This is a genomic window from Pseudoduganella plicata (assembly GCF_004421005.1).
GTDB classification, from domain to species: domain Bacteria; phylum Pseudomonadota; class Gammaproteobacteria; order Burkholderiales; family Burkholderiaceae_D; genus Rugamonas; species Rugamonas plicata.
On record NZ_CP038026.1, the window covers coordinates 4,131,086 to 4,148,138 of the forward strand.

The 17,053-nt window shown below is 61.8% G+C and carries 12 protein-coding genes and 4 tRNA genes; 14 read left to right on the plus strand and 2 right to left on the minus strand.

Features of this window, described 5'->3' with window-relative positions; genetic code table 11:
- Nucleotides 1–21: 21 nt before the first annotated feature.
- On the plus strand, nucleotides 22–972 hold the full coding sequence (locus E1742_RS18115) for a J domain-containing protein (protein ID WP_134386395.1): 951 nt from the start codon (nucleotides 22–24) through the stop codon (nucleotides 970–972).
- A 420-nt stretch (nucleotides 973–1,392) separates the two neighbouring features.
- On the opposite strand, the gene E1742_RS18120 is transcribed toward E1742_RS18115, so the two are convergent.
- The gene (locus E1742_RS18120; protein ID WP_134386397.1) at nucleotides 1,393–1,887 is read right to left on the minus strand and encodes a chemotaxis protein CheW; all 495 of its coding nucleotides are present in this window, start codon (nucleotides 1,885–1,887) and stop codon (nucleotides 1,393–1,395) included.
- Nucleotides 1,888–2,015: 128 nt separating this feature from the next.
- Between E1742_RS18120 and E1742_RS18125 the strand changes: the two genes are divergently transcribed.
- On the plus strand, nucleotides 2,016–3,554 hold the full coding sequence (locus E1742_RS18125; protein ID WP_134386399.1) for a DUF3369 domain-containing protein: 1,539 nt from the start codon (nucleotides 2,016–2,018) through the stop codon (nucleotides 3,552–3,554).
- Between the two features lie 238 nt (nucleotides 3,555–3,792).
- Here the strand turns inward: E1742_RS18125 and E1742_RS18130 are convergent, their stop codons facing one another.
- Nucleotides 3,793–7,035, minus strand: coding sequence for an EAL domain-containing protein (locus E1742_RS18130; protein WP_229466070.1), 3,243 nt, complete (start codon nucleotides 7,033–7,035; stop codon nucleotides 3,793–3,795).
- Between the two features lie 311 nt (nucleotides 7,036–7,346).
- Here E1742_RS18130 and E1742_RS18135 point away from each other — a divergent pair.
- The 12 genes from E1742_RS18135 to rpoB all read left to right on the plus strand — a co-directional run bounded on the left by E1742_RS18135 (nucleotide 7,347) and on the right by rpoB (nucleotide 17,000).
- Nucleotides 7,347–7,432 (plus strand) — tRNA-Tyr (locus tag E1742_RS18135).
- Nucleotides 7,433–7,478: 46 nt separating this feature from the next.
- Nucleotides 7,479–7,552, plus strand: a tRNA-Gly gene (locus E1742_RS18140).
- Nucleotides 7,553–7,580: 28 nt separating this feature from the next.
- Nucleotides 7,581–7,655: transfer RNA gene (locus E1742_RS18145), tRNA-Thr, on the plus strand.
- Nucleotides 7,656–7,760: 105 nt separating this feature from the next.
- Nucleotides 7,761–8,951 carry an elongation factor Tu gene (tuf, locus tag E1742_RS18150; RefSeq protein WP_134386401.1) on the plus strand — a complete coding sequence of 397 codons (1,191 nt, stop codon included), beginning with the start codon at nucleotides 7,761–7,763 and terminating at the stop codon, nucleotides 8,949–8,951.
- Between the two features lie 88 nt (nucleotides 8,952–9,039).
- Nucleotides 9,040–9,115, plus strand: a tRNA-Trp gene (locus tag E1742_RS18155).
- 36 nt (nucleotides 9,116–9,151) lie between these two features.
- Entirely contained in the window at nucleotides 9,152–9,535 is a 384-nt protein-coding gene (gene secE, locus E1742_RS18160) for a preprotein translocase subunit SecE (RefSeq protein ID WP_134386403.1), read from the plus strand.
- The gene (nusG, locus tag E1742_RS18165) at nucleotides 9,535–10,176 is read left to right on the plus strand and encodes a transcription termination/antitermination protein NusG (RefSeq protein ID WP_134386404.1); all 642 of its coding nucleotides are present in this window, start codon (nucleotides 9,535–9,537) and stop codon (nucleotides 10,174–10,176) included. Before secE ends, nusG begins: the two co-directional genes overlap by 1 nt.
- Nucleotides 10,177–10,282: 106 nt before the next feature.
- Nucleotides 10,283–10,714 (plus strand): 50S ribosomal protein L11, encoded by a 432-nt coding sequence (rplK, locus tag E1742_RS18170; RefSeq protein WP_112939725.1) that lies wholly within the window; start codon nucleotides 10,283–10,285, stop codon nucleotides 10,712–10,714.
- A 2-nt stretch (nucleotides 10,715–10,716) separates the two neighbouring features.
- Entirely contained in the window at nucleotides 10,717–11,412 is a 696-nt protein-coding gene (gene rplA / locus E1742_RS18175; protein WP_134386406.1) for a 50S ribosomal protein L1, read from the plus strand.
- 255 nt (nucleotides 11,413–11,667) lie between these two features.
- Complete coding sequence (gene rplJ, locus E1742_RS18180; protein WP_134386408.1) at nucleotides 11,668–12,198, plus strand: 50S ribosomal protein L10; 531 nt, start codon at nucleotides 11,668–11,670, stop codon at nucleotides 12,196–12,198.
- A gap of 61 nt (nucleotides 12,199–12,259) precedes the next feature.
- Nucleotides 12,260–12,631 (plus strand): 50S ribosomal protein L7/L12, encoded by a 372-nt coding sequence (gene rplL / locus E1742_RS18185; RefSeq protein WP_134386410.1) that lies wholly within the window; start codon nucleotides 12,260–12,262, stop codon nucleotides 12,629–12,631.
- Between the two features lie 259 nt (nucleotides 12,632–12,890).
- Nucleotides 12,891–17,000, plus strand: coding sequence for a DNA-directed RNA polymerase subunit beta (gene rpoB / locus E1742_RS18190; protein WP_134386412.1), 4,110 nt, complete (start codon nucleotides 12,891–12,893; stop codon nucleotides 16,998–17,000).
- Nucleotides 17,001–17,053: the final 53 nt, after the last annotated feature.

Consider the following 17,053-nt stretch of genomic DNA (forward strand, 5'->3'; position numbering starts at 1 on the left):
GCGGCTGACAATGTAGAGGCGATGGGAAAGATACATACACACTATGACAACCTGAAAGTGGCGCGCGGCGCGCCGCAGGAAGTCATACGTGCCGCGTACAAGGCACTGAGCCAGAAATACCATCCCGACAAGAATTTTGGCGACGAAAAGGCCGCCCGGATCATGGCGATCGTCAACACGGCTTACGACACGCTGGCGGACCCGCAACGGCGCAAGGAGCACGACGACTGGATCGCCCAGGAAGAATTTGAAGTCGAGTGGCTGGAAAGCACCCGCGACGACAGCCAGCGTTCCGTCGACGGTCCGGCGCAGGCCTGGGCCGACGGGCCGGAGCCGCGCCGCAGGCCCGTCCGGCTGCTGCGCAACTGGCGCTGGTGGCTCACGGCTGCCGGCTGCCTGGCGCTGGGCTGGGCGGCTGGCGTGATGACGGTGACCGAGCCGCGCCAGGTATCGACCGTGCTGGCGTCCGCCTGGGGCGGCACGCCCGCGGGCCCGGCGGCCGGTGCGAGCCGGTTGTATCCGCGGGCGGACAGCGAAGAGCAGGATGGCTGGAGCACTGGCCCGGCCGGCAGCAATCCGTCCGAAGCGGAATCGCCCGGGGCACCGCCGGTCAAGGTGGTGGCGCTGTCGCAGATCGTCCTGCCCGATGCCAGCGGCGAGTGCGAAAACGAAACGCCCGCGCTGGTCGCGCCCAATGGCGAGCCGTGGCCCACTCGCTCAGGGTACGTACCGGGCTTCCTGGTGGCGAACAAGGGGCACGACATGCAGCTGACCCTGGATAACGGCGTCAACGCTTTCCCCGTCTTCATCAAGGTGTACGACCTGGAGCGCCGGTCCAATGTGCGCTACGTGTTCGTGCAGGCACACGAAAAATACGTCGTCGAGGATCTGGCGACGGGGCGGTATGAGATCCGCTACCAGAACATTGATCTGGCCGGCAAAAACCCCTGCTCAAAACGCCAGGCCGGCTAAAAGCCTGCACGGCGTTGTTGCGGCGGGCTTGCCGTGCTAAAGCACTGTCTGCGCCCTTGCGCCTGGCCCTGCGTGCTTTTAGCCGGCCTGGTGTGACCGGGAAAAGCCCGCATGGCGTTGTTGCGGCGGGCTTGCCGTGCTGAAGCACTGTCTGCGCCCTTGCGCCTGGCCCTGCGTGCTTTTAGCCGGCCTGATGTGACCGGGAAAAGCCCGCATGGCGTTGTTGCGGCGGGCTTGCCGTGCTGAAGCACTGTCTGCGCCCTTGCGCCTGGCCCTGCGTGCTTTTAGCCGGCCTGATGTGACCAGGAAAAGCCCGCATGGCGTTGTTGCGGCGGGCTTGCCGTGCTGAAGCACTGTCTGCGCCCTTGCGCCTGGCCCTGCGTGCTTTTAGCCGGCCTGGTGTGACCGGCGTTCCTTCACTCAGGGGTTGGCTGGATCGTTCAGGCCCATGTCCGGGCTCGACATCAGCTTGTCGATATCCATCAGGATCAGCATCCGTTCGCCGATCGTCCCCAGTCCCAGCATGAATTCCTGCGAGAACGACGTGCCCAGCTCCGGCGCCGGCTTGATCTGGTCCGGCGTCAGCGTCGTCACGTCCGACACGCTGTCCACCACCATGCCCACCACGCGCCCCTTGATGTTGAGGATGATGACGACCGTGAACTGGTCGTACACGGGTTCGCCCAGGTGGAACTTGATGCGCATGTCGACGACGGGGATGATGATGCCGCGCAGGTTGATGACGCCCTTGATGAAGTCCGGGGCATTGGCGATGCGCGTGACCGCTTCGTAGCCGCGGATTTCCTGCACTTTGAGAATATCGATCCCGTATTCCTCGCGGCCGAGCGTAAAGGCGAGGAATTCGCGGCCGGCGCCGTCGACGGCGGCGTTCAGCTGATCCTGATTGTCTTGCATGATGTACCCCCGTGTTTGTTTTTGACAGCGTACCAGACTCCCGTATGTTTTTCGGTACGGCAAGTTTGTGTGGCACCGCCGCGGCTTCTGATTTATGCTGCGCTCATACGGGACCCGAAGGAGAACGCATGACGGATTCGACTGCTGCCGATGATAACTGGCTGCTTGACGAAGAGGAAGACGAGCCGGCGCAATCGCGCGCACCGGACCAGCGGCAATGGCGTGTGCTGATCGTCGACGATGATCAGGACGTGCATGCGGTGACCCGGCTGGCATTGCGCAACGTGACGTTCAAGGACCGCGAGCTGGAACTGTTTTCCGCCTACAGCGGGCGCGAAGCCTTCGACATCCTCGCCAGTACGCCCGATATCGCCCTGGTGCTGCTGGACGTGGTCATGGAAACCGATGACGCCGGCCTCGTCCTGGCGCGTCGCATCCGCGAGGAGTTGCACAATGCCATCGTACGTGTCGTGCTGCGCACCGGCCAGCCGGGGCAGGCGCCGGAGCAGCGCGTCATCGTCGAATACGACATCAACGACTACAAGGCCAAGACGGAGCTGACGACGCAGAAGCTGTTCACTACGGTGATCTCGGCGCTGCGCGCGTACGAGAGCCTGAACATGCTGGAACGCAGCCGGGTCGGCCTCGGCAAGATCCTGGCCGGCGCGACGAACCTGTACCAGATCCACTCGCTGCGCGAATTCGCGTCGGGCGTGTTGAACCAGGTTTCTGCCATTCTCGACGTTGGAGCCGACGGGGTGCTGTGCCTGATGCAGGCGGACGCGGGCAGCGCTTCCGACACCCTCGAGGCCGGCATGACGGTCGTCGCCGCCACGGGCGGCTACGCCGAGCTGGCCGAGCGCGAACACCTGCCTGCCGATCATGCGCTGGCGGCGACGATCGCCAAAGCGTTCGCGGAGCGGAAAAGCCAGTACGATCACCCCGCCAACGTGTTGTACATCCGCACGCAGGAGCACCGCGACGTGGCGATTTCCGTCACGCCGCCATGGCCGCTGGCGCAGATCCAGCGCGACCTGCTGGAAGTGTTCTGCGAGCGCATCGCCGCCGCGTTCGACAACCTGTACATGTTCGGCCAGTTGCGCAAGGCGCAGGAAGCCACCGTCATCGCGCTGGCCGACCTGGCGGGCTACCGCGATGGCGACGTGCAGGAGCATGCGCGCCGGGTGCGGCAGCTGTCGTCCGGCATTGCCGCGCGCATGAAGGAGCGGGGCGCCTACCCGCACGAGCTGACGCCGCAACTGGTCGACATGATCGGCCTAGCCAGCATCCTGCACGATGTCGGCAAGGTGGCGGCGCCGGACCGGACGCCGCACACGGAAGACGAACACGCGCGGCTGGGGCAGAAGGTGCTGGAGCGGGCGGCGGGAATGGTCGACGGCGTCAGCTACCTGACCTACGGCGCGCAGATCGCCGGCGCACACCATGAACACTTCGACGGCAGCGGCTTGCCGCAGGGGCTGCGGGGCACGGCGATCCCGCTGTCGGCACGGATTGTTTCCGTGGTGGACGCGTACGACTCGCTGACGCACGGACGCGGCGACGACAAGGCGTTGCCGCCACCGGCAGCGCTGCAATCGATCCGCGAACGCAGCGGCAGCCAGTTCGACCCGGAAGTCGTGCTGGCGCTGGCCGACGTCATCGGTTGAAAAGAGAGCAGAAAACCGGAGCAGAAAACCGGCGAAAAAACCGGCGAGAAAACCGGCGAGAAAACCGGCGAGAAAACCGGCGAGAAAACCGGCGAGAAAACCGGCGAGAAAACCGGCGAGAAAACCGGCGAGAAAACCGGCGAGAAAACCGGCGAGAAAACCGGTGACAGGCTCCGGTTTCCCCCGGAAACCGGAGCCTGTCACCGGTTTTCTGCTCTCTTTCCCGGTTTTTCTTTTTTTATGCCAGCTCGTTCAGTGACGCGGCTGCCAGCGCCTCGAATTGCGCGACCGTGACGGGGCGGGCGAACAGGTAGCCTTGCCCTTCGTCGCAGTGCTTGCTGCGCAGGAAGTCCGCTTGCGCCTGCGTCTCGACGCCTTCCGCGATCACTTCCAGCCCCAGCGCGTGGGCCAGGCCGATGGTGGCCGTGACGATCACGGCGTCGTTCGGGTCCGTCTCGATATCTTTCACGAAGCCGCGGTCGATCTTGATGCGGTCCGGCTCGAACAGTTTCAGGTAGCTGAGCGACGAGTAGCCCGTGCCGAAGTCGTCGATGGCCACCTTGATGCCGCGCGCGCGCAGCTGCTGCAACAGTTCGCGGCTGCGCTCCGGGTCCTGCATGGCCGCTGACTCCGTGATCTCCAGTTCCAGCAGGGCCGGATCGATGCCCGTCTGTCCCAGCAGGCGGTCCAGTTGCGGCAGCAGGCTGGTGCCATGGCACTGCCGCGCCGACAGGTTGGCGGCCAGCCGCAGGTGGCCGAGCCCGAGGCCGCGCCAGCGGTCCAGCAATTCCACGACCCGTTGCAGCACCCAGTCGCCCAGCGGCAGGATCAGTCCGGATTCCTCCGCGATGGGAATGAAGCGGTCGGGACCGACCATGCCCAGCTGCGGATGGTGCCAGCGCAGCAGCGCCTCGGCGCCGATGATGGCGCCGCTGCGCAGGTCGACCTGGGCCTGCAGGTACAGCTCGAACTCGTTTTGTTCCAGCGCTTGCCACAGGCGATTTTCCAGCAGCAGCCGCTCGTGTGTCGCAGCGTTCATTTCGGCGGAGAAGAACTGGAAGTTGCCGCGGCCGCGGCTCTTGGCCGCGTACATCGCCGTGTCCGCATGGCGCAGCAGAGTGCTGCTGTCGGTGCCGTCGGACGGGTACATTGCCACGCCCACGCTGGCGCCGCTGTGCACCGTCAGCCCCTGCAGCTGGTAGGGCAGGGCGAGCACCTCGACGATGCGTGCGGCCAGGTGGCTCACGGCGTCCGGCGTCGCGTCGGCCGCCGTCAGCACGATGAACTCGTCCCCGCCCAGGCGGGCGATGGTGTCGACGTCGCGCAGCAGTTCGCGCAGGCGGCCGGCCACGGCGATCAGCAGCTGGTCGCCCGTCTGGTGACCGTGCGTGTCGTTGATTTTCTTGAAGTGATCGAGGTCGAGGAACATCACGCCCGCGCCGCCCTGCGCACGCCCGGCGCGTGCCAGCAGCCCGTCCAGCCGCTGGTTCAGCGACAGCCGGTTGTCCAGCCCCGTCAGCGGATCGTGGTGGGCCAGCCGGTGGATGCGCTCCTGCGCGCGCTGCTGCTCCGTCAGGTCGTGCAGGATGGCGACAAACAGGTGCTCGCCCGGCAGCTCCACTTCGCTGACGGAGACGGCCAGCGGGAACGACACGCCTTCGCGCCGCCAGCCGGTCGCCTCGTACGCGTGGCCCGCACTGCCGGCGATGCGCCGCAGCAGCACGGCCGGTGCCTCGCCATGCGTGGCCGGCAGCAGCTGCATGAAGGGCAGTCCCGCCATCTGTTCGGCCGCATAGCCGAACAGCCGGCCGGCCGCGCCGTTGGCGGAAACAAGGACGCCCGTGCTGTCGATGGTCAGGATGGCATCGGCCGCCTTGTCGAGGATGGCCTGCAGCCGGGCCTCGCGCTCCTGCAGCCGGGCCGTGCTGTCCTCGACGCGGGCCTGGATCTGCGCCCGTTCGCCGCTGATCAGCAACAGCACGCCGCCCAGCAGGCCCGTCAGGAACAGCCCGGCCGCCAGGACGGACCAGCTTTGCCAGCCGCGCTGGCTGGCAACGTACTCGGCCGTCGGCGTCAAGGTCAGCAGATAGTCGCGTCCGCCGAAATGCAGCGTCTGGTGTATGGCGCCGCTGCCGTGGGGAGCGCCCGCACCCGTCGCGGTAGCCAGGCGGTCGCCCGTGGCCAGATCGTCGACCGTGGCGACCAGGTGCGGGAACGCGACCTGCGTCAGCACGCTGTGCAGATCGCTTTCCATCTGCAGCGACATCAGCAGCATGCCGATCGGCTCGCCGCCGTCGGGCGGGCGCACCGCCTGCAGGAGAACGACGCCGCGCTTGAGCTCCTTGCGGATCAGTTGCAGCGGCGCGCTCGAGACGGGCTCGTCGCTCTGCAGTGCCAGCCGTACGGCCTCCGCGCGCGACTGCTCGGCCAGCATGTCCAGGCCAAGATAGATACGGTTGCCGCGCGGCTCGATGAACGTGGCCACCATATGCATGTCGCGTTTGCCGACGGGGCGCATGACGCCGGTATCGTCCGGCACACGGATCGCAAACGACGGGTCGACGTTATCGCGGCCCCACCGTTCGAACGTCTCGCGCTCGTCGGCGGAGACGGGACGCAGCCAGCTCATCGACAGCATTTCCGGGTGACGCGTCAGATAACCCTGCGCCACGTTCCGGAAGTCCTTCGCCTTCATCGCCAGGCCGTGGCCATTGATGGCGCTCGACATGGCAAACAGGAAGCGCTCGTGTTCCGACAGCTTTGCGCGCATCAGGTCGCTGGCCTGCTGTGCCTTCAGCTGCACTGTCTGCATTTGCTGGTTCCACTCCCAGCGCCGCACGTTCACGAAGATCGTCACGAACAGGGCAGTGAGTACCAGCAGCGGCAGGCCCACCAGCCAGCGCCGCCGCCACCACAGCCGGCGCGGCTGGCCGCACAGGATCCAGACGAGCGGGGCGGCAATCAGCATGCCGAGGGTATCGCCGACCCACCACGCCAGCCAGTTGGCCGGCAGGTTCTCACCCGGCAGCACGCCCAGCAGGGCAAGGGCGCACAAGGTCAACGTGCTGCCGGTCAGGGCGAGGGCAGGGACGAGCATCAGGAAGCGCAGCACGTCGCGGCCCGAGTCGATGCCGGGATCGACCCAGCGCACGAACGCCTGCATGGCGATGTAGGCTTGCAGCGACGACGTGGCCGCCGCGGTGAGCGCGGCGGTCAGGCGTGCGCTGTCTGAGATGTCGGCCTGCACGAGAGGCAGGCTGATCACTGTCATGACGGCGGTGCCGAGGGCAACGCCAGGCAGCAGGCGCGTGCCGCCGGCGACAAGCGCGGCCAAGGCAATGCCTGCGGGCAGGAACAATGGTGTTGCGAAACCGGGCGCGAGGGCCAGCTCCATGCCGGCCCGGCCGGCGGCGGCATAGGCCGCGGCCAGTAAGAGATTGGCCAGCAGCAGGCCGTGCCAGCTGCTCAGTCGAGTGTTCAATCGGGGCTCCAGGCTAGTGACGGCAGCTTGCGATGGCACCGCAGGGGGCGCCCGCCGTTCGACGCCGGGGCGATTCTATAGCAATACATGCAACGAAAGGAACTCAACAAAAACTTTTATTAGCCGGGAAGCCGCATGAATTCAGGGGACGGAAGATTTTTGATGAACTCACAAAAACAACCCTTGCATTTTCGCAGCGGTAGCCGCTACAATCTCGCCCCGAAGCAGACGGTTAGCAACACAACACGAGCAAGAACGTGTTAAGGCGTTGACAGTTTTGATTTTATGCTTCATACTCTGCGGTTCCTCGCGGAGGGGTGGCCGAGTGGTTAAAGGCAGCAGACTGTAAATCTGCCCTCTTATGAGTACACTGGTTCGAATCCAGTCCCCTCCACCAAGTTTTTGCAAGGAAACTGAGTGACAATGTAGTGAAACGGAACCTCGCGGGTGTAGCTCAATGGTAGAGCTGAAGCCTTCCAAGCTTATGACGAGGGTTCGATTCCCTTCACCCGCTCCAGTTTTGTTGCAGTCGTAGTACCAAAAAAGCCCTTTTAGCTCAGTGGTAGAGCACTCCCTTGGTAAGGGAGAGGCCACGTGTTCAATCCACGTAAAGGGCACCAGAATTCGCTGTACCGTATTGGCAATGCATCGCAATACATCGCAATACATCAATCTGACAGTCGGGCGCGTGCCCAGCAATATTTTAAAATTGTTAGGAGTCAAAAATGGCAAAAGGTAAGTTTGAGCGGACTAAGCCGCACGTGAACGTTGGCACCATCGGTCACGTTGACCATGGCAAGACGACCCTGACCGCTGCAATCGCAACCGTTCTGTCGAAGAAATTCGGCGGCGAAGCGAAAGCCTACGACCAGATCGACGCTGCTCCGGAAGAAAAAGCACGCGGCATCACCATCAACACCGCCCACGTCGAGTACGAAACCGCTGCACGTCACTACGCACACGTTGACTGCCCAGGCCACGCCGACTACATCAAGAACATGATTACCGGTGCTGCCCAGATGGACGGCGCGATCCTGGTTTGCTCCGCAGCCGACGGCCCGATGCCACAGACCCGCGAGCACATCCTGCTGGCCCGTCAGGTTGGCGTTCCATACATCATCGTGTTCCTGAACAAGTGCGACCTGGTCGACGACGCAGAGCTGCTGGAACTGGTCGAAATGGAAGTGCGCGAGCTGCTGTCGAAGTACGAATTCCCAGGCGACGACCTGCCAATCATCAAGGGTTCGGCACGTATGGCCCTGGAAGGCCAGCCTGGCGAGATGGGCGAAGAGTGCATCATCCGTCTGGCCGACGCACTGGACAGCTACATCCCAACGCCTGAGCGCGCTGTGGACGGCGCCTTCCTGATGCCAGTGGAAGACGTGTTCTCGATCTCCGGCCGCGGTACCGTGGTCACGGGTCGTGTCGAGCGCGGCATCATCAAGGTCGGCGAAGAGATCGAAATCGTCGGTATCATCGACACCGTCAAGACGACCTGCACCGGCGTGGAAATGTTCCGCAAGCTGCTGGACCAGGGTCAAGCCGGCGACAACGTTGGTCTGCTGCTGCGCGGCACCAAGCGTGAAGACGTTCAGCGTGGTCAGGTTCTGGCAAAGCCAGGCTCGATCAAGCCGCACAACCACTTCACGGGCGAGATCTACGTTCTGTCGAAAGACGAAGGCGGCCGTCACACGCCATTCTTCAACAACTACCGTCCACAGTTCTACTTCCGTACGACGGACGTGACCGGTTCGATCGAACTGCCAGCGGACAAGGAAATGGTCATGCCAGGCGATAACGTGTCGATCACCGTCAAGCTGATCAACCCGATCGCCATGGAAGAAGGCCTGCGCTTCGCTATCCGCGAAGGCGGCCGTACTGTCGGCGCCGGCGTTGTTGCCAAGATCCTGGGTTAATTCCCAGTTCAGGAATCCTGCCAAGCAGGACTAGCGCCCAACCCCGGTTGGGTGCTAGAATAACGGATTCCACTGTAGTGTTTTACGTAGGGGCGTAGCTCAATTGGCAGAGCGTCGGTCTCCAAAACCGAAGGTTGGGGGTTCGATGCCCTCCGCCCCTGCCACCGAATTCTGGTGCAGGGCACCGAAAGTAAAAACGAATGTCTAATCAATCCGTGCAAACCGTTAGCACGTCCGGCGATAAGCTCAAGGTCGTGTTGGCGGTGGTTGCAGCGATTGCAGGCGTAGCCGGATTCTTTGTTCTGGCAGGTCAACCAACCCTGGTGCGGGCAGCTGCGCTTGTGGTTGGTTTGCTTATTTCCGTCGGCATTGCTTACACCTCCGCCTCTGGCCGCGATTTCATCAATTTTGCGAAAGAAGCTGTTCGCGAGACCAAGAAAGTCGTGTGGCCTACGCGTAAGGAGGCCACCCAGATCACGATGCTCGTGTTCGGCTTCGTGTTGGTGATGGCAGTGTTCCTGTGGGGAACAGATAAGCTGTTGGAATTCTTGTTGTACGACGTAATCCTGGGTTGGAAAAAATAATGAGCGAAAACGTGCAAGACGACACGGCGGGCGAATCGGTATCGGGTGAACCCGTGCCGGGCGACGCCGCAGCTCAAGAATCCGCGGCGCCAGTCAGCGTCCCGGTCAGCAACAAGCGCTGGTACGTGGTTCATGCCTACTCCGGCATGGAAAAGAGCGTGCAGCGTGCACTGACCGAACGCGTCGAGCGCGCCGGCATGCAGGAACAATTCGGCCAGATCCTCGTCCCGACCGAAGAAGTCGTGGAAGTGAAGAATGGCCAGAAGTCCGTCACCGAACGTCGTTTCTTCCCTGGCTACGTGCTGGTGGAAATGGAGATGACGGATGAGACCTGGCACCTGGTGAAGAATACCGCCAAGGTCACCGGCTTCATCGGCGGCAAGTCGAACAAGCCGACCCCGATTCCCGCACGCGAGATCGAAAAGATCATGACGCAGATGCAGGAAGGCGTGGAGAAGCCACGGCCGAAAGTGCTGTACGAAGTGGGCGAGCAGGTCCGCATCAAGGATGGTCCGTTCACCGATTTCAACGGCAACGTGGAAGAAGTCAACTACGAAAAGTCCAAAGTGCGCGTTTCGGTCACCATCTTCGGCCGCGCGACCCCCGTCGAACTCGAGTTCGGTCAAGTCGAAAAAGTTTAAGCGCCCTACGGAGCGTTCCGGAATTTTCGGAGAATCCACCCGAGGAGCCCTGCCATGAAGTACCGGCGGGGCGCTACCACTCAAATCCAACGATAGGAAAGCCATCATGGCAAAGAAAATCATTGGCTTTATCAAGCTGCAAGTACCAGCTGGTAAGGCAAACCCATCCCCACCGATCGGCCCGGCACTGGGTCAGCGCGGTCTGAACATCATGGAATTCTGCAAGGCGTTCAACGCGCAGACCCAAGGTATGGAACCAGGCATGCCGATCCCTGTGGTGATCACCGCCTTCGCGGACAAGTCCTTCACGTTCGTGATGAAGACGCCTCCAGCGACGTTCCTGATCAAGAAGCACTCGGGCGTGCAAAAAGGTTCGCCGAAGCCACATACCGACAAGGTTGGCACGCTGACCCGCGCTCAAGCGGAAGAAATTGCAAAACTGAAGACCCCTGACCTGACCGCCGCCGATCTGGAAGCCGCTGTGCGCACCATCGCCGGTTCGGCTCGTTCGATGGGCATCACCGTTGAGGGTATCTGATCATGGCAAAACTGTCCAAGCGCGCACAAGCCATCAAGGCTAAAGTAGACCGTACCAAAGTGTACCCGTTCGACAACGCTGTCGCCCTGATCAAGGAACTGGCTACCGCCAAGTTCAATGAATCGATCGACGTGTCCGTCCAGCTGGGCGTGGATCCGAAGAAGTCGGACCAGGTTGTTCGCGGTTCCGTCGTCCTGCCAGCAGGCACCGGCAAGACCGTTCGCGTGGCCGTGTTCGCTTCTGGCGACAAGGCTGAGGCTGCTAAAGCAGCCGGCGCGGATGTCGTCGGCATGGAAGACCTGGCAGAACGCGTGAAGGCCGGCGACATGCCGTTCGACATCGTTATCGCTTCGCCAGACACGATGCGTATCGTCGGTACCCTGGGCCAGATCCTGGGCCCACGTGGCCTGATGCCTAACCCGAAGGTCGGCACTGTTACCCCTGACGTCGCTACCGCCGTGAAAAACGCGAAAGCCGGCCAGGTTCAGTACCGTACCGACAAGGCCGGTATCATCCACGCCACGATCGGCCGTAAGTCGTTCAGCGACGCAGAACTGAAGAGCAACCTGGTTGCCCTGATCGACGCGCTGAACAAGGCCAAGCCTGCTTCGTCGAAAGGCATCTACCTGCGCAAGGTATCGCTGTCGTCGACGATGGGGGCAGGCGTCCGTGTTGATCACGGCACGCTGGCTGCTTAAGTAAAAGTTTAAGTCCTCGGGTGTGAACCCGGGGCGCATCTTTGGGCTGGCAGGTGCGCAAGTGCCTGCCAGGCAATCAAAGACCGTTGGGCGGGAAGCAGCAGGCAGGCTTCCCGTTAATTGCAGGTGAGAGCCGGCGCCCAACGCAGATGGTGTACCCGAACCAGTTTTGCAGTCCATTGGACTCCTAACCTCGGACGCCGTTGTTCGAAACCGACGCAGGAGCTTTTCCTGTGTCTTTAAAGGAGATTGACCGTGGGTCTTAATCTGAATGACAAAAAGGCCGTCGTCGAAGAGGTTTCCGCAAAGGTAGCAACTGCGCAAACGATCGTCGTGGCTGAGTACCGTGGCATCCAGGTTGCTCACTTGACGAAACTCCGTGCAGCCGCGCGTACCCAGGGCGTGTACCTGCGTGTTCTGAAGAACACGCTGGCACGTCGCTCTGTCGAAGGTACGCAGTTCGCCAACCTGGCCGATGCAATGACCGGTCCGCTGATCTACTCGATCTCGGATGATGCCGTGGCAGCAGCGAAAGTCATCAACGACTTCGCCAAAACCAACGACAAGCTGGTCATTAAGGCAGGTAACTATGCAGGCAAGCAGCTCGACGTAGCTGGCGTGACTGCACTGGCGAGCATTCCTAGCCGTGAAGTCCTCATCTCGCAGCTGTTGGGCGTTATGCTGGCACCGGTATCGGGCTTTGCACGTGGTCTGGCTGCTCTGGCAGCCAAGAAGAGCGAAGGTTCGGAAGCTGCTCCTGCAGCCGAAGAAACCGCTGCAGCGTAATTGCCGCACGTTCTCGTCAAGTAATCAATTCTGTAGCATACAAATCAATTAGGAGTTTCAAATGGCAATTAGCAAAGACGATATCCTGAACGCAGTGTCCGAAATGTCCGTGATGGACCTGAACGACCTGGTCAAGGCCTTCGAAGAAAAATTCGGCGTGTCGGCAGCTGCAATGGCCGCTCCAGCCGCTGGCGGCGCAGTCGCCGCTGCTGCTGAAGAGCAGACCGAGTTCAACCTGGTGCTGACCGAAGTCGGCGCGAACAAAGTCGGCGTCATCAAGGCAGTTCGTGAAATCACCGGTCTGGGCCTGAAAGAAGCCAAAGACGTGGTTGACGGCGCACCGAAGACCGTGAAAGAAGCCCTGTCGAAAGCCGACGCTGAAGCCGCTAAGAAGAAGCTGGAAGAAGCTGGCGCCAAGGCCGACCTGAAGTAATCTAGTATTACCGGCGCCGGTAACCTTTAGCGCCTGAGCCAAAGCTGCGGATTTCCTTCCGGAAGGGAGGAGATCCGGCTTTGGCTCCTTTGTCGTCTCTGTCGTATTTGTTGTGTTTTTGTTTTGTTGTACCCCTTCTTTTGTCGTCCTGGCCTGAAAAGGTAGTGCCTTGAGGTTTCGCCTGTGTGACATGTCCTGTCGCAAGCATACAAGCTGAAACCTGAATTTTCTATCCTTTCCTGTCACTCACGGAGTGTCCATGCACTACTCATTTACTGAGAAGAAACGCATTCGCAAATCATTCGCGAAACGCGCCAACGTCCACAACGTTCCGTTCCTGCTGGCGACCCAGCTCGAGTCTTACGAAAACTTCTTGCAAGAGCACACTCCGGTGTCGACCCGCAAGAACGAAGGCTTGCAATCGGCCTTCACTTCCATCTTCCCGATCGTCTCGCACAACGGTTTCGCACGCCTGGAGTTCCTCTCCTACGTGCTGGGCGACCCTGCGTTTGACGTGAAAGAGTGCCAACTCCGTGGCCTGACGTTCGCATCGCCGCTGCGCGCGAAAGTGCGCCTCGTGATCCTGGACAAGGAATCGCCGACCAAGCCGGTCGTCAAGGAAATGAAGGAACAGGAAGTCTACATGGGCGAACTGCCCCTGATGACGACCACCGGTTCGTTCGTCATCAACGGTACCGAGCGCGTCATCGTGTCGCAGCTGCACCGTTCCCCGGGCGTGTTCTTCGAGCACGACCGCGGCAAGACGCACTCGTCCGGCAAACTGCTGTTCTCGGCCCGTATCATCCCTTACCGCGGCTCGTGGCTGGACTTCGAGTTCGACCCGAAGGACATCCTGTACTTCCGCGTCGACCGTCGCCGCAAGATGCCGGTATCGATCCTGCTGAAGGCCATCGGCATGACGCCGGAACAGATCCTGGCGAACTTCTTCGTGTTCGACAACTTCAACCTGCGCTCGGAAGGCGGCGAGATGGAATTCGTCGCGGAACGCCTGCGCGGTGAAGTCGCGCGCTTCGACATCGTCAATCCGAAGGATGGCAAGACGATCGTCACGAAGGACAAGCGTATCAACGCCAAGCACGTGCGTGAAATCGAAGCGGCCGGCATCGCCCACATCTCTGTGCCGGAAGACTACCTGCTGGGCCGCGTGCTGGCCAAGAACATCGTCGATCCGGAAACGGGCGAAGTCGTGGCCTCGGCCAACGACGAGCTGACGGAAGAAGTCCTGAACCGCCTGCGCGATTCGAACATCTCCGCGATCCAGACGCTGTACACGAACGACCTGGACCAGGGCGCCTACATCTCGCAGACGCTGCGCATCGACGATACGGCCGACCAGACGGCCGCCCGTATCGCGATCTACCGCATGATGCGTCCTGGCGAACCGCCAACCGAGGAATCGGTCGAAGCGCTGTTCAACGGCCTGTTCTACAGCGCCGACCGCTACGACCTGTCCGCCGTGGGCCGCATGAAGTTCAACCGCCGTATCGGCCGTGACGAACTGACGGGCGCCATGACGCTGTCGAACGAAGACGTGCTGGCCGTGATCAAGATCCTCGTCGAGCTGCGCAATGGCCGTGGCGAAGTGGACGATATCGATCACCTGGGTAACCGTCGCGTCCGTTGCGTGGGCGAACTGGCCGAAAACCAGTTCCGCGCCGGTCTCGTGCGTGTCGAGCGTGCCGTCAAGGAACGCCTGGGCCAGGCCGAAGCCGACAACCTGATGCCGCATGATTTGATTAACTCCAAGCCGATTTCGGCCGCTATCCGGGAGTTTTTCGGTTCGTCGCAGCTGTCGCAGTTCATGGACCAGACCAACCCGCTGTCCGAGATCACCCACAAGCGCCGTGTTTCCGCACTGGGCCCGGGCGGTCTGACGCGCGAACGCGCCGGCTTCGAGGTGCGCGACGTGCACCCGACCCACTACGGCCGCGTCTGCCCGATCGAAACGCCGGAAGGTCCGAACATCGGCCTGATCAACTCGCTGGCTCTGTACGCCCGCCTGAATGAATACGGCTTCCTGGAAACCCCGTACCGCAAGGTCGAAGGTTCGAAGGTTACCGACAAGATCGACTACCTGTCCGCGATCGAAGAGGGCCGCTACATCATCGCCCAGGCTAACGCCAAGATCAACGAAGAAGGCCAGCTGATCGACGAACTGGTGTCGGCCCGTGAAGCCGGCGAAACGATCCTCGTGTCGCCAGAACGTATCCAGTACATGGACGTGGCCCCAGGCCAGATCGTCTCCGTCGCGGCCTCGCTGATTCCGTTCCTGGAACACGATGATGCGAACCGTGCACTGATGGGCGCCAACATGCAGCGTCAGGCTGTGCCTTGCCTGCGTCCCGAGAAGGCGCTGGTCGGTACGGGTATCGAACGCACCGTGGCAGTCGACTCCGGCACGACCGTGCAGGCGCTGCGTGGCGGCGTGGTGGACTACATCGACGCGGGCCGTGTGGTCATTCGCGTCAACGACGAAGAAGCGCAAGCTGGCGAAGTCGGTGTCGACATCTACAACCTGATCAAGTACACCCGTTCAAACCAGAACACCAACATCAACCAGCGTCCGATCGTCAAAGTGGGCGACCGCGTGGCCAAGGGCGACGTCATCGCCGACGGCGCATCGACCGACCTGGGCGAACTGGCGCTGGGCCAGAACATGACCGTGGCGTTCATGCCATGGAATGGTCTGAACTTCGAGGATTCGATCCTGATCTCGGAAAACGTCGTCAAGGACGACCGTTACACGTCGATCCACATCGAAGAACTGTCGGTGGTCGCTCGCGACACGAAACTGGGCGCGGAAGAAATCACCCGCGACATTTCGAACCTGGCGGAAAACCAGCTGGCGCGTCTGGATGAGTCCGGCATTGTGTACATCGGCGCCGAAGTGCAGGCCGGCGACACGCTGGTCGGTAAAGTGACGCCGAAGGGCGAAACGCAACTGACGCCGGAAGAGAAGCTGCTGCGCGCGATCTTCGGCGAAAAGGCATCCGACGTGAAAGACACGTCGCTGCGCGTGCCTTCGGGCATGGTCGGTACCGTCATCGACGTGCAGGTGTTCACCCGCGAAGGCATCCCGCGCGACAAGCGCGCCCAGCAGATCATCGACGACGAGCTGAAGCGCTACCGCCTGGACCTGAACGACCAGATGCGTATCGTGGAGGGCGATGCCTTCCAGCGTCTGGAAAAAATGCTGATCGGTAAGATCGTTAACGGCGGTCCGAAGAAGCTGGCGAAGGGTGCCGCGATCACCAAGGAATACCTGGCCGACCTGGACAAGTACCACTGGTTCGACATCCGCCCGGCCGACGACGACGCGGCAACGGCACTGGAAGCGATCAAGGAATCGATCGCCGAGAAGCGCCACCAGTTCGACCTGGCCTTCGAAGAGAAGCGCAAGAAGCTGACGCAGGGCGACGAGCTGCAGCCTGGCGTGCAGAAGATGGTCAAGGTCTACCTGGCCGTCAAGCGCCGCCTGCAGTCGGGCGACAAGATGGCAGGCCGCCACGGTAACAAGGGTGTGGTCTCGCGTATCGTGCCGGTGGAAGACATGCCGTACATGGCCGACGGTACGCCGGCGGACGTGGTACTGAATCCGCTGGGCGTTCCGTCCCGGATGAACGTGGGTCAGATTCTCGAGACCCACCTGGGCTGGGCAGCCAAGGGTCTGGGTATCCGCATCGGCGAAATGCTGGCGCAGCAGATCAAGGTCGAGGAGATGCGCAAGTTCCTGACGACCGTCTACAACGAGACGGGCACGAAAGAGGACATCGCCAACTTCAGCGACGAAGAGATCATGAATCTCGCCGGCAACCTGAAGAAGGGTGTGCCGTTCGCAACGCCAGTGTTTGACGGTGCGCACGAGTCGGAAATCCGCCGCATGCTGGATCTGGCGTACCCTGACGAGATCGCTTCGAAGCTGGGCATGACCCCGTCGAAGAATCAGGTCACGATGTACGACGGCCGTACCGGCGAAGCGTTCGAGCGCAAGGTCACGGTTGGTGTCATGCACATGCTGAAACTGCACCACCTGGTCGACGACAAGATGCACGCCCGTTCGACCGGTCCGTACTCGCTGGTGACGCAGCAGCCGCTGGGCGGTAAAGCCCAGTTCGGTGGCCAGCGCTTCGGTGAGATGGAGGTGTGGGCACTGGAAGCGTACGGCGCATCGTACGTGCTGCAGGAAATGCTGACCGTGAAGTCCGATGACGTGAATGGCCGTACCAAAGTGTACGAAAACCTCGTCAAGGGCGACCACGTGATCGAAGCCGGCATGCCGGAATCGTTCAACGTGCTGGTGAAGGAAATCCGTTCCCTGGGTATCGACATCGACCTGGAACGCACGTAATTCATTAGCACGAGCCCGGCCGCGCGGTAGCGCGCCGGGCAAAATTCAAGAAT